Origin of the sequence: Paenisporosarcina indica (assembly GCF_001939075.1) — a bacterium.
GTDB lineage: Bacteria > Bacillota > Bacilli > Bacillales_A > Planococcaceae > Paenisporosarcina > Paenisporosarcina indica.
On sequence record NZ_MPTA01000002.1, the window covers coordinates 51,536 to 64,730 of the forward strand.

At 38.4% G+C, this 13,195-nt stretch carries 15 protein-coding genes; 6 read left to right on the forward strand and 9 right to left on the reverse strand.

Going from position 1 to position 13,195, the window contains the following annotated elements; translation table 11 throughout:
• Nucleotides 1–6 precede the first annotated feature (6 nt).
• From GY23_RS05830 to GY23_RS05835, 3 genes are all read right to left on the reverse strand, one after another.
• Complete coding sequence (locus GY23_RS05830) at nt 7–1,644, reverse strand: S-layer homology domain-containing protein (protein WP_075618290.1); 1,638 nt, start codon at nt 1,642–1,644, stop codon at nt 7–9.
• Between the two features lie 487 nt (nt 1,645–2,131).
• Nucleotides 2,132–2,365, reverse strand: a complete 234-nt coding sequence (locus GY23_RS18210) for a hypothetical protein (protein WP_211270644.1) — start codon at nt 2,363–2,365, stop codon at nt 2,132–2,134.
• A 30-nt stretch (nt 2,366–2,395) separates the two neighbouring features.
• On the reverse strand, nt 2,396–2,719 hold the full coding sequence (locus GY23_RS05835; protein WP_075618291.1) for a YmaF family protein: 324 nt from the start codon (nt 2,717–2,719) through the stop codon (nt 2,396–2,398).
• Between the two features lie 398 nt (nt 2,720–3,117).
• Here GY23_RS05835 and GY23_RS05840 point away from each other — a divergent pair, with 398 nt between their 5' ends.
• Genes GY23_RS05840 through GY23_RS05850 form a run of 3 tightly spaced genes read left to right on the forward strand, consistent with a single transcriptional unit; the run spans nt 3,118 to nt 4,267 of the window.
• Entirely contained in the window at nt 3,118–3,534 is a 417-nt protein-coding gene (locus GY23_RS05840; RefSeq protein WP_075618292.1) for a zinc ribbon domain-containing protein, read from the forward strand.
• A gap of 55 nt (nt 3,535–3,589) precedes the next feature.
• Nucleotides 3,590–3,919 (forward strand): DUF2085 domain-containing protein, encoded by a 330-nt coding sequence (locus GY23_RS05845; protein WP_245827620.1) that lies wholly within the window; start codon nt 3,590–3,592, stop codon nt 3,917–3,919.
• Between the two features lie 36 nt (nt 3,920–3,955).
• Nucleotides 3,956–4,267 (forward strand): zinc ribbon domain-containing protein, encoded by a 312-nt coding sequence (locus tag GY23_RS05850; RefSeq protein ID WP_075618294.1) that lies wholly within the window; start codon nt 3,956–3,958, stop codon nt 4,265–4,267.
• A gap of 169 nt (nt 4,268–4,436) precedes the next feature.
• Here the strand turns inward: GY23_RS05850 and aceA are convergent, their stop codons facing one another.
• From aceA to GY23_RS05870, 4 genes are all read right to left on the reverse strand, one after another.
• Entirely contained in the window at nt 4,437–5,729 is a 1,293-nt protein-coding gene (gene aceA / locus GY23_RS05855; protein ID WP_075618295.1) for an isocitrate lyase, read from the reverse strand.
• Nucleotides 5,730–5,809: 80 nt separating this feature from the next.
• Nucleotides 5,810–6,109: a hypothetical protein gene (locus tag GY23_RS05860; RefSeq protein WP_075618296.1), complete on the reverse strand. Its 300-nt coding sequence runs from the start codon at nt 6,107–6,109 to the stop codon at nt 5,810–5,812.
• Nucleotides 6,106–8,286 (reverse strand): malate synthase G, encoded by a 2,181-nt coding sequence (locus GY23_RS05865; protein WP_075618297.1) that lies wholly within the window; start codon nt 8,284–8,286, stop codon nt 6,106–6,108. The genes GY23_RS05860 and GY23_RS05865 overlap by 4 nt, the downstream gene beginning before the upstream one ends.
• A 141-nt stretch (nt 8,287–8,427) precedes the next feature.
• Nucleotides 8,428–8,814: a hypothetical protein gene (locus GY23_RS05870; protein ID WP_211270645.1), complete on the reverse strand. Its 387-nt coding sequence runs from the start codon at nt 8,812–8,814 to the stop codon at nt 8,428–8,430.
• Between the two features lie 91 nt (nt 8,815–8,905).
• Between GY23_RS05870 and GY23_RS05875 the strand changes: the two genes are divergently transcribed.
• Both GY23_RS05875 and GY23_RS05880 read left to right on the forward strand, forming a co-directional pair.
• Nucleotides 8,906–9,376, forward strand: coding sequence for a DUF4188 domain-containing protein (locus GY23_RS05875; RefSeq protein WP_075618298.1), 471 nt, complete (start codon nt 8,906–8,908; stop codon nt 9,374–9,376).
• Nucleotides 9,377–9,495: 119 nt separating this feature from the next.
• On the forward strand, nt 9,496–9,993 hold the full coding sequence (locus GY23_RS05880; RefSeq protein ID WP_075618299.1) for an SRPBCC family protein: 498 nt from the start codon (nt 9,496–9,498) through the stop codon (nt 9,991–9,993).
• 376 nt (nt 9,994–10,369) lie between these two features.
• Here the strand turns inward: GY23_RS05880 and GY23_RS18550 are convergent, their stop codons facing one another.
• Both GY23_RS18550 and GY23_RS05890 read right to left on the reverse strand, forming a co-directional pair.
• Nucleotides 10,370–11,053: a RipA family octameric membrane protein gene (locus tag GY23_RS18550; protein ID WP_075618300.1), complete on the reverse strand. Its 684-nt coding sequence runs from the start codon at nt 11,051–11,053 to the stop codon at nt 10,370–10,372.
• Nucleotides 11,054–11,109: 56 nt separating this feature from the next.
• Entirely contained in the window at nt 11,110–11,313 is a 204-nt protein-coding gene (locus GY23_RS05890) for a hypothetical protein (protein WP_075618301.1), read from the reverse strand.
• A 376-nt stretch (nt 11,314–11,689) separates the two neighbouring features.
• Between GY23_RS05890 and GY23_RS05895 the strand changes: the two genes are divergently transcribed.
• Nucleotides 11,690–12,979: a glucose-6-phosphate isomerase gene (locus GY23_RS05895; RefSeq protein ID WP_075618302.1), complete on the forward strand. Its 1,290-nt coding sequence runs from the start codon at nt 11,690–11,692 to the stop codon at nt 12,977–12,979.
• Nucleotides 12,980–13,195: the final 216 nt, after the last annotated feature.

Sequence of the window (13,195 nt, forward strand, 5' to 3'; positions counted from 1 at the left end):
AAACTATTACAATACTTCGAATCGAATGCCACCAAAAGATTCATTATCGATTGTCATAGTGACCGATAGGAGTAGATGATGGGCAGGTGTCATCCAGTATGCATATAACGAATAGTCTTCTTCGTCATCATTCCAGTCACGATTCAGGTCATCCGCTACTCCATATGTTTCCACGAGATCATCATACATTCCATAGAAGTAATCTTCCAAAATCTCAACCTCGGTTTGATTTGCAATATAGTGATAGACAGTCATGGCAAACAGTTTATTGTTCTGGAATTCGTAAATGACGTCTGCTTGATAGCCGAATGCATTTACATCCGAATAGAACAGTTCAGTTGCATCTTCTTCTACATAGTTTCCTTGTGTCAATTGTTTCACTTGTTCCATCGTCATACCCAAAGCCACGTTCCCAAGAACAGGGACCTGTGTTGGTGATGGAATGAAAGAAGCAGGGACGCTGCCGAAGTTCATCGTTTTATACTTGTTTACGAGTGGTACAAACTCTTCAGTGGCAATAGCAAAATTGAGATTAGCCATTACGTCGTCATAACCACTGCTGGTCATGCCGATTAGTTGTCCATTTTCATTGAACAATGCCCCACCAGAACTTCCTTGGTCAATATCGGCATTTGTTTGGATGGTGGATACCCCATCAATGACTCTTAATGCACTGATAATTCCATCCGAAACAGTGTTTTGTAAGCCTTGTGGACTGCCAATCGCGACCACTTTTTCACCTTTTGACAACCCTTGGCTTGAAGACCTTACGTTAACACCCGAAACATTGAAAGTCTTGGATGTTTTGATAATGGCAATATCCTTCTTAGGGTTTGATTCAACAACCCCGCTAACCTGATATTCTGTTCCGTCATTGAAAATAACTGTTGCACTGCTTGCGCCCCTCATGACATGATGGTTCGTCAAGATTAAGCCATTGGCAATAACGATCCCGCTTCCTTGAGAGACATCCGTCTCGATCAACACTACTTTACTATCATTCATAGCCACGATTTGTTTCGTGCTATAAGTCTTAGCGGCTCCGCTTTCCTTCCCTGCACCCATTGCACGAGCCAGGAATGCGGAAATCTGACCGCGTGTCAATGTTTGAGTCGGTCGGAATGTACTGTCAGAGTAACCGGTTGTTATTTTGGCCTGAACAATCTTCTTGACTGAAATGTAAGAAGCCATTGATGAAGACATATCTTTGAATTTTGTTGTGGATTCTGTCGTTAACTTGAATGCCTTGGCAAGGAAAATTGCCATTTCACCACGATTAACGATTTGTTTAGGACGGAATGTGCCATCCGTAAAACCTGACAGGACACCTGCATCCACTGCAGATTTGATGTAACCTGATGATGCAGATGTTGAAGGAACGTCTTTAAAAGGCGTTTTTGTCTTTCCTCCACTCAACCCGACAGCTTTTGATACCATGACAGCCACTTCTTCACGTGTCACTTTCTGATCGACACCAAATGTGCCAGTCTGAGAAATGACCCCTTTATCTACTAAATACATAATCTCAGTATAGAAGCCATGATTCGATGGTACATCACTAAATCCAGCTGCACTGACGCGCGAAAAGCTGAATGTTGAAACGGTTAAAATGACAACCAATATAAGTGCTAATAACTTCTTCAATTACTTCTCCTACCTCTCATACTTCCTTTATATTACAATAGTATAGGAGAAGTCAATGGGATGAATAGTTATTTATTTTCATCTGCTCAACCACAATATTTAACGAATACTAGAGGTTTCAACAGTATTGTATATATGTAGTGAATATTTTGATTACGATCGACATTCACTACTATATATATGTCTAGCAACCATTAGAGACGATCTTCACTTTATCCTCGATAGAGTTTGAGTTTGGACGAACGAAAGAATCGATTCCGGTTACATAGAAAAAAGCAGCCGAAGGTTTTTCTCTGGCTTCCAGGCTTTGCATTTCCAGTTAATCGTCCAGTTCACTTGTATAGTTCATCATTAGGGTCTCACCTCTTAGTTTATAATTTTTCAATAGTATTTCTTCGTTTTTCAATTCGTCCATCTATTCTAGAAAAGAAAAAACCCAACTCCATTGGAATCAGGTTCAAATCTTTAATAATTAAACAGCTATTTATTATGGCCGTTTTCCTTGGCTGCCGACGAGAGTAAAAATTCCATCTTGTTTTGCATAAAATCTGATCATTTTTTGATCGTTATTAACCAGAACCATATACAAGTTTATTGTTTCGATGGTATTTTCGATGTCATCTTCAATGGTTTGTCGAACTCCTTTACGGTTTCGCCGCATAAATAGATGACACAAGTTTCCATTTTGTGAATACAGGGTCCAACCAATGTAGTTAATCATCTTAGTTGCTTAATACAAAGGTTCCTGATATCAAAAATTCCTTCCAGTAAATCCAGAGTAATGATGTACATGGCCATCATTAAAGGTAGTGGTTCCTGCAAATTCATGGTAGTGTGTCCCATCGCTCAAATATACAGGAGGTCTCGTCATTCCTGAAAAATGATGAACATGCCCATCTACAAGAGTAGTGGTTCCCTCATAATAGTGAACATGGGCCATCATATTATGGGCTGGAGCGGTTTCTCCCTGCACGGTATGTGCATGCCCATCATTTATCGTCGTTTCCGTGGAATATTGGTGAATATGAACATCTTGGTCGTTCCATCTCATTCCTAAAATATCATGTCCGTGCACAAAATCCACTCCTTATTCTTTACGTACCATTTATATGTTTATGTTAATTGCATCTAATTCGACACATGAACTTTGTTCTAAGGAAAGGCTGTTCCGTTTAATCGATCACAGTCTTGATTATTTGTAGTCAAATATCTAACTTGTTTTCTTGAGTGGCACGATGAAATTCATGACTACTTATGCACCTTCATCACTATGCACCCAAAGAAGCCAACAACTAATTCGTTGATGGCTTCTAGAAAATTTATATAAATATAGCTAAGAATCTTATTTGTTTGCTACAAAGGTACCAGTAAATAAATATTTTTCCTGAACATACATACAATTATTATCATTTTTGGTACTCTTATAGTGTCTATTAGAATAGATACATACTATATTAAGATAGGGGATTAACAATGCACTGTACTAATTGTAGTGAGACAATTTCTGATCAAGCTGAAATTTGTCCTAAATGCGGGGTTCGTACTTTTACCGTCAAAAATTATTGTCATGGTTGCGGTTCAAGTGTTAAAGAGAATCAGGAAATATGTATCTCATGTGGGGTCAGTTTGAAACGTAAGAATAATAATTCAAACGGCGAAAAAGAACCTTGGTTAATGGCATTACTTTCATTTTTCATTTTAGGATTAGGTCAAATTGTTTTGGGTCAAACGGCTAAAGGTATAACAATGCTTGTTGTAGGCATCATTATTGGAATGATAACATTTGGTTTATCTGCTATTATTACGTTGCCTCTTGCTGTTATCGACGCGTATTTAATAGCGAAGAAGAAGAAAGAAGGTAAAGTGGTTCGAGATTGGGAATTTTTCTGATTCCTAATGGTTTAGTGAGGTGAAAAGCATGGACAGATTAGTAAGTTCCTTATTTATGTGTCATCGAATACCAGAACGATCCTTCTTTTTTAGAGGAAAACAATTTCCTATTTGTGCTAGGTGTACCGGAATTATGTGTGGTTATTTAGTTGCAATCATTTGTTTACTTTTTGTTATTTCTTTTACTTTCATAGTTTCAATTCTATTACTCATACCTATGGTTATTGATGGTACCGGCCAACTTTATAAGAAGTGGGAAAGCACGAATAGTAGAAGATTTATAACAGGCTTATTAGCAGGCGTTGGGATCATTTTATTCATTGTAGATGTTACCATGTTTAATGTTCATCTAGGTCAAAATTTATATCAATTATTTAGTGAGTAGATTCATAATATATTATTTCTGGTTGGAGGTTTTTTTATGTATTGTCCACATTGTGGTGAGCAGATTTCTGCTCAAGCTGAAATTTGTCCTAAGTGCGGAGTTCGTATTAAAAATGGGCATGCAGGAAATGTAGGAGATGATAAGCCGAATATTGCGGTAAACTTACTTTCATTTTGCTGTATCCCAATTTTAGGTGTTGTATTATTTTTCGTTTGGAAGGATAGTAAGCCAATTGCTGCAAAATCAGCACTCATTTGGTCATTAGTTTCATTGGGTATTTGGATTATCTTGTCGGTTGTTTTTGGCATCTTTGGCGCAATGTTTAGCGATCCATCTTATTATTATTAATAATTTAGTAAAGAGTAGCGTTCAAAATGAATGCTACTCTTTTTTTATGTCGTCTCGGGGAAGGTTTCTTGGAGGGGATTACGTTACCATCTAAGATATTTAGTGTCGGATTTTTATGGCTTGAATGCTGGATTCCAATAAATCTCATATACATTTGCAAATTTATCTGTCAATGATTGAGATGCTCTGCAAACTGTTCCACTTCAGTCGACCCTTTCAAAGCAGTGGTGGATGAAGTGCCTCCTGAAATGACTAGGGAAACTTCGTCAAAGTATCCTGTTCCGACTTCACGTTGATGTCGAGTTGCGGTATAGCCACTTTCTTCAGCCGCGAACTCAGCTTCTTGTAATTCGGAATAAGCCGCCATTCCAGATTCTTTATAGCGTTTGGCTAAATCGAACATGCCATAGTTCAGAGCATGGAAGCCTGCCAGTGTAACGAACTGGAATTTGTACCCCATCTTGCCTAGCTCCTGTTGGAAGGTTGCAATCGTTACCTGGTCCAGTTTCTTTTTCCAGTTGAAAGACGGTGAGCAATTGTATGCCAGAAGCTTTCCTGGGAATTTTTCGTGAATCGCATCTGCAAACTTTCTTGCTTCCTCAATGCTCGGCTCGGAAGTTTCACACCAAATCAAATCAGCATAAGGCGCATACGCCAGCCCACGGGAGATGGCTTGATCGATTCCATCCTTTGTATGGTAGAAACCCTCCGGCGTGCGTTGTCCTGTAATGAATGGGTGATCATACGGATCAACATCACTCGTGATCAGGTTTGCCGCATTGGCATCGGTACGTGCAATAATAATCGTTGGCACGCCCATGACATCCGCTGCCAATCGTGCAGCAATCAAATTGCGTACTGCTGTTTGAGTTGGGAGCAATACTTTGCCACCTAAGTGACCACATTTCTTTTCGGAAGATAACTGATCTTCCAAGTGAACACCGGCAGCTCCTGCTTCAATCATCGACTTGGTCAGTTCAAACACGTTTAGCGTTCCTCCAAATCCGGCTTCCATATCTGCGACGATTGGAGCGTACCAATACGTATCGCCTTTTCCTTCAGCTTGCTGGATTTGATCGGCACGTTGTAGCGTTTGGTTTATTCTTTTTACAACTTGAGGTACGCTATTGCTTGGATATAGGCTTTGGTCTGGATACATGTGACCAGATAGATTGGCATCTGCAGCTACTTGCCATCCACTCAGATAGATGGCTTGTAAACCTGCTTTGACTTGTTGCATCGCTTGATTGCCTGTCAGAGCTCCAAGTGCATTCACATAGTCTTCCGTATTTACAAGATTCCATAGTCGATTCGCGCCTAAAGTCGCAAGTGTTTGTTCCACCACAATTGATCCTCTTAGCTTCACTACATCTTCCGCGGTATATGGTCGTTCTACTCCTTTCCAACGCTTTTGATTCCAACTCTCCATTAATTGTTCCGCTTGCAGCTTGTGATTTGTCATTAAATTCTCTCCCTTTACAATTTTTGTTATAATACATACTTATAATTAATTATTTGTTATATAACAGATGAGACAAAAAATTAATCCAGATAGGCACAGCACTGAATGGAGTCTTTAAAACTAGCGTAATCCTGACCGCATGCACAGCACATATTGATTGGTTCGGATTCTTCTTCTTTTCTAAAGACAACTACCTGCGGAACATCTTGGGGCTCTAACACCCAATCTCCCGCTGATGTTTTTAGTAAGCTATGAACTTCGTTGCCATATACAAATAGTGTTCCTTCAAGTTCATCATTTGTTTTTCCATTTAATACATGCTGGTTAATCCATCTCTCAATCAGTTCTCTACTATGCTGTACCGCTTGTCGTAATCTCAATTAAATTCCTCCATCATTTTATTTTTATTCTTACATTTAAATTCTCGGCGTCGGCGATGTAAAATAGGCTCTGTATAACCACTTGGCTGGTTGTGTCCATTAAATATCAACTCACAGGCTGCTTGGAAAGCAATGGATTGTTCAAAATCGGACGACATAGATTTATAAGCTGGATCTTCACTGTTTTGTTCATCCACGACTTTGGCCATTCTTTTGAGCGTTTCCATTATTTGATCCTCTGTGCAGACCCCATGATGAAGCCAATTGGCCATATGCTGACTCGAAATACGAAGCGTCGCCCGGTCTTCCATCAAACCAACATCATGAATATCAGGCACTTTTGAGCAGCCAATGCCATGCTCTACCCAACGAACCACGTATCCAAGAAGCCCTTGCGCATTGTTATCGAGCTCTTGTTGGATTTCACTTGGTGACCATCCGTCTTCAGCTAATGGTAGTGTTAATATATCTGTACTTCTGTCGCGAATCTCGTGTATTAGTTTTTCATGGACACGTGCAACAGACAATTGATGATAATGTAATGCATGCAATGTTGCAGCCGTTGGAGAGGGTACCCAGGCTGTATTGCCTCCTGCTAGTAGATGACCCATTTTCTGTTCCAGCATATCCTTCATACGATCCGGCATTGCCCACATGCCTTTTCCGATTTGTCCACGACCTGGAAGTCCACAAGTCAACCCCGTATCCACATTCGATTTTTCATAGGACTGAAGCCATGTGGAATGTTTCATTTCATTCTTACGAATAACTGGACCGGCATACATGGAAGTATGAATTTCATCTCCTGTTCGATCCAAAAAACCAGTGTTGATGAAAACGATTCGTTCTTTAACTTGACGTATACAATTTTCAAGGTTCAAGGAAGTTCTTCTTTCCTCATCCATGACACCGATTTTCAGCGTATAACGGACAAGCCCAAGTAAATCTTCCACTCGGTTAAACAGCTCATTGGCAAAAGCAACTTCTGCCGATCCATGCATTTTCGGTTTGACGATATAAACAGAACCCTTTTCGGAATTATGCAAATTGCCTTTTCGTAGTAAGTCGTGTTTAGCTAGTAAACTGGTGATCACTGTATCTATTATTCCCTCAGGAACTTCATGATTTTGTTGATCCAATATCATATTGGATGTCATTAAATGACCAACATTGCGGATAAGTAATAGCGAACGTCCACGTATAATAAGTTCTTTTCCGCTAATCGTGTGATACATTCTGTCAGCATTTAACTTTCTAGTTACATCACGCTGCCCCTTTTTGAAAGTTGCGGTGAGTGTTCCGTTCATCAGGCCCAGCCAGTTTTGATACACAAGCACCTTGTCTTCTGCATCAACCGCTGTCACTGAATCCTCGCAATCCATAATGGTTGTTAAAGCCGATTCAATCAGTAAGTCTTTTACTCCTGCTGCATCCGTTTTTCCAATGGAATGGTGTCGATCAACTTGAATCTCTACATGCAGCCCATTATTTTGAAGAAGGATTGCAGTGGGCGAAGCTTTGTCACCAGTGAATCCGATACATTTTGAGGGGTCTTGCAAAACCGTTTTCTCTGTCCCTTGAACAATGACCAGTTTATCTTGTTCCATTCGATATTCTGTCGTAAGAGTGTGTGATCCCTTAACTAAAGGAGCAATCTGGTCTAAGAAGTTACGGGCAAACTCAACCACTTTTTGTCCCCTAACCGGATTATATGCAGCTCCCCTTTCCGCACCATTTTGTTCACCAATTGCATCTGTTCCATAAAGAGCATCATACAAGCTTCCCCATCGCGCATTTGCTGCATTTATGGCATAGCGCGCATTATTAACCGGGACTACTAACTGGGGTCCTGCCAGTATGGCAACTTCATCATCTACATTAGTTGTGGAAATCTTGAAGGACTCCCCTTTTTGCTCCCAATACCCAATCTCTTTTAAAAAGGACTCATACTTTTGTCGATTTCCAGTCCAAGTGTTTTGCTGATGCCACTGATCAATCCTCTCTTGGAGCTGTTCCCTGTTGTGTAACAGTTCTCGATTCCTTGGACCCAGTTCGTTGATAATCTGACTGAATCCAGCCCAAAATGCATCACTTGAAACTTCGCTTCCCGGTAACGCCTCTTCTTCAACAAAGCGATACAACTCACTTGCGATCTTTAAGCCGTTTCGTTCAATCACCTGATCGCCCCTTTATTTGTTATATAACAGATTTTATTTTTTATATTATTATATAACAATCGATTTTGTGAATAATTTTATTAATTTTTTCAGAAGCAAAGGAGAAGCAAAGGAGAAGCAAAGGGACGGTTCTCTTGCTTCCTACTTTCCTGCTTTAAAAATAAGGTTGGGAGAAACACCCAAAATTCTTGCAGCTTGTCGTTGTGATAATCCATCAATTACTTTTACTTGGCACAATATTTCATTTCTTTTCGCCTTACACAAACTCTTTACTTGGGGAAGCTCAATCGCGCCAAGCAACTGCTTGATTTCTTGCCTTGCCTCTTCATCTGATAAACTTCTTCTTTCATTCACTCGATCATCTAGACATTGGTCTATATTTTTTCTTTCGTTGAATTCTTTAAACCTTTCTTTTGCAATTTTTAAATCCTCAGAAATCAGCCTAAGAATAAACTCACCATTCAGTAAATTCCTCGGATGAACATATTTATCGTAGTACTCCGGGCAACTACTCCATTTAAGAAGCAAGAGAACCGTCCCCTTGCTTCGGTTAGTGAAAAGGATATTTATGAAGAAATAGAGAATATAGTACTTTAATCACAAATTAGGAGGTGAAGTTTTGGGGAAGAATATTTTTGACGGTAGGTTTACTGCAAATACTGAGGAGAGTTTAGTCTTATTTATTATTGGAATGCGTATTAATAAATTTTTTTCATTTACAAAGTGGGTACCAGTTTTTCAGGCAATGGGTCCTATGATAAAAGAATTATATCAAAATCCTGAACTGGGGTTCCGCCACACTGAATTTCTTTTTAGCTGGAGAGGAGTCACACTGATCCAGTATTGGAGGAGCTTTGATGATTTGGAGGCATATGCTCATGGGAATACTCATGCTGTTGCTTGGAAAAACTTTAACCAAAAGATTAAAGATGACGGTAGTGTTGGGATATACCATGAAACATACATAATTGAAAAGGGTGCATCAGAGGCTATCTATAACAATATGCCAAAGTTCGGACTTTCCAAAGCCACTTCTCATTTGCCTGTAGCTTCAAAGAAAGATTCAGCTAGGAGTAGAATAAGTAAATAATTTATTGTTGCCTTTCCTTCATATGAAATGATTGGAGTCGTAATATTTGGGCGGAACACTACAACTTGGAACTTTATCTGACGGAGCTACAAAATCATAGAAATAATTGGAGGACTATAATGTATACAAAAACCGAAATCACACGTAGTTTCAACGCTCCTCTTGAGCTGGTATTCAAGGCATTTACCGAATCAGAACATCTGCAGAACTGGTGGGGCCCAAAAGGATGGGCTTTTGATATTTCAAAGTTTGAGCTTCATCAGGATGGTGTCTTCCATTACAGCCAGACGTCTCCTGACGGTCATGAAATGTGGGTCAAATTTGTTTATCATGAAGTAATTGCTCCAGAAAAACTCGTTTACACCTCTTTCTTTTCTGATGAAAAGGGGAACATCGTACGTGCTCCTTTTCACGACAACTGGCCATTGGAAATTCTCAATACTTTTACATTCACCGAGCATGAAGGTAAAACCATATTGACGATGATTGGAACACCTGTATCCCCAACTGAGGAGGAAATGAAAACTTACGAAGAGTCGCAAGAAATGATTCATGAAGGCTTTTCAGGAACCTTCGATCACCTGGCTGATTACCTCTCAACTATTCCAGAACACTGATATAGGTCGCTGACGAACAAAAGAACACTGAGAACACTGTCATAATAGCAATGTTCTCAGTGTTCTTGGTAATTATTTTCACTGATTTTAAACGATGTGCTTTAGTTGAACTAATAACCATTGTTGGAGTTCCCGCTGTCGTTAGTGCATTAACAAAGCAAACAACAGTCCCACTCAATATTTGCTTCATTCAGTACAAAAACCATTTCTGCGCCCGTGGACAAAATAGTTTGGGGAAATGAAAGAAGTGACAAACTAATGATTTATGCTTTCCTATATTACCTACTTTACATTGTTCTTAAATTTTATGATAACGTTCATCATATTTTTATTATAGACATTTCTCATTTTCTATTTGCCCACTAAGAGGTACTTATTATCTTTGGTCTATTTGTAACTTATCGCGAGTTCCTTGCTTAACAGGATCAGACTTTCCATAATGTAATAATGCATAGGTTGTACAAATGGTAATAATAGCCAGAACAATACTCTTCCAATTCATTATTATTATATATGGCCAATTCGTACTAAGTTCTAAATTTAATTTGAATATTAGATGATTCAGACCTACAAAGAACCAAATGGCAACGACATATAAACTTAAGAGTTGATTAACTTTTGAAACTGAGTATTTATCCTCTTTATGTAAATGCCACCATTTTAAGTCCCCAGTCTGAATTACCGTCTTATAAAGTGGTCCCATAAATTCGTCTTCTAGTAAATCAACATGTCTCTCCCAGTTATTTTGCCAGAATTTACTCCCCCTATTAACTAGGAACCAACTGAGAGAAAATATAAATCCAACACAATTAACCAGAAAAACTAAATTTGGATACTTCATTAAACCACCGGCATTAACTAATAAAAAATAACCAGTAAAAATGACTGCAATAATTGTCCAAAAATACGTGGCTCGTTTCCAATACATCTCAATTTCAAATTTCCGAATTTCTAAAGCATTCTTTAATGCTTCTTTTCTTTCATCTCTTGACTTATATCTTTTGTTATATACATTTTTCACTTCTGCATTTGTATTTTGTCTATGATTTTCTGCATCCATAAGTTACCTCTTCTATTTTATTGTTACAAATTTTGCCAACCATGATAGCCACTTCTTCACGCGCCACTTTCTGATATACCAAATGTACCAGCCTGTGAAATGACTCCTTTATCTAATAAATGCATAATCTCACTATTAAAGCAATGATTCGAAGTAATATCACTAAATCCACCTGCACTGACGCGTGAAATGCTAAACTTTAATACTTTAATATGAAAACCAATATAAGTTCCAATAACTTCCTTAATTACTTTTCCCATCTCTCTACTTCCGTTATACTACATTTTTGTAATTGAAGTCACTGGAGTAATAATTTCACAAAATGAATCCTTCTGCCTTAATCCACCTACTTCCTCTGTAAATAAAGGAATATACTCCCATCAATAGTTTATATCATTTGTAGACTTTAATATAAGTAACTATTACAATCTTTTAAAAAGAAGAACATATTAATTTGTACAATTTACCTCTGATAAACTTCATTTTGTTTTTAGCCACTTTATTAACCATGTCGAATAAACTCGAACCATAACAGGAAATATTTTATACCAAATTAATTATGTATTATCCATATTCCTACCATCCAATATGATATTATTAAGACACTTTAACATCTTACTTTTTAAGGAGTTTGTTATGACCATTAAATTAGATACTCAGTTTCTTAAGTTAGACTATCAAAAGTATGACAAGATTGATTTAGTTCCTGTTATTCATACGATGATTCATGAGCATACTGGTGAAGGGTCTGACTACCTTGGATGGTTGGATTGGGCTAGTCGTGTGGACGAGCGTTTCTTTCAGGAGATTGAAGAGACGGCTAAGAGAATACAAGAGAATTCGAATGTTTTAGTGGTGATTGGAATTGGTGGTTCTTATTTAGGATCGAAAGCGATCATTGAGATGCTGAAACCACATTTTCCGGAAGATAATCAAACTGAAGTTATTTATGCAGGTCAACATGTCAGTGGTTCTTACTTGAAACAATTGATGAAGTATTTGGATTCAAAAGAAGTTACGTTGAATGTCATTTCGAAGTCTGGCACTACAACTGAACCCGCTATTGCGTTTCGTGTGTTAAGACAGTACATGGAAGATCGGTATGGCTTTGAAGCGAAAAGTCGGATTATTGCGACTACCGATGGTGAATCAGGGGCACTTCTTGAATTGGCTGCTCAAAATGGCTATCAACGATTTGTTATTCCAAGTGATATTGGTGGAAGATACTCGGTGTTCACTGCGGTGGGCATGTTACCGGTAGCTGTTGCGGGACTTTCCTTTCGTGACTTGCTTGATGGGGCAAAAAACGCTGAACTTGAGTTGAATGAAGCTGACATCGAGAAAAATGTTGCTTATCAATACGCAGTTCTTCGTCAAGATTTTTATAACAATGATTATTCAACAGAGATTTTGGCAAGTTTCGAACCTCAATTGATGTACTTGCATGAATGGTGGAAACAGCTTTTTGGGGAAAGTGAGGGGAAACAACAACGTGGGATCTTCCCGGCTTCCGTTGTATATACGACCGATTTACATTCTTTAGGTCAGTATATTCAAGATGGAAAACGTAATATATTTGAAACGATGGTTTCTTTTGTGAATAAAGCAGATGATTTTTACATTAGTGAAGATCGACAAAATCTTGATAAATTGAACTATTTATGTGATACATCACTCCATGACTTTAACAAAAAGTCACTTATTGGTTCAGCTTCTGCTCATACGGATGGCGGCGTACCGGTGATGCATTTAGAAATTGAGAACTTTGATGCCTATCATGTCGGTTATTTAATGTACTTCTTTATGAAAGCATGTACGATGAGTGCCTACTTAATGGACGTCAATCCGTTTGATCAGCCAGGAGTGGAGTTTTATAAAAAGAATACATATAAATTGTTACAGAAAAATAAAAAGCAGGAAGCATAGGGACGGTTCTCTTGCTTCCTACTCCCCTATACTATCACCCCCTGCAAAGTTGTTTAACAACCATGCAGGGGGTTTTTTATTCAAAAAGAAAACCTAACATCTTAGTGATTGATAGGTTTTCTTATATGACCACCTGGTGATTTACTGATTTAAGGTGGTCTTGTTATCTTTAATTCAATTGTGGTTCATAATCCAAGTTATTTGTTGCACTTGTAA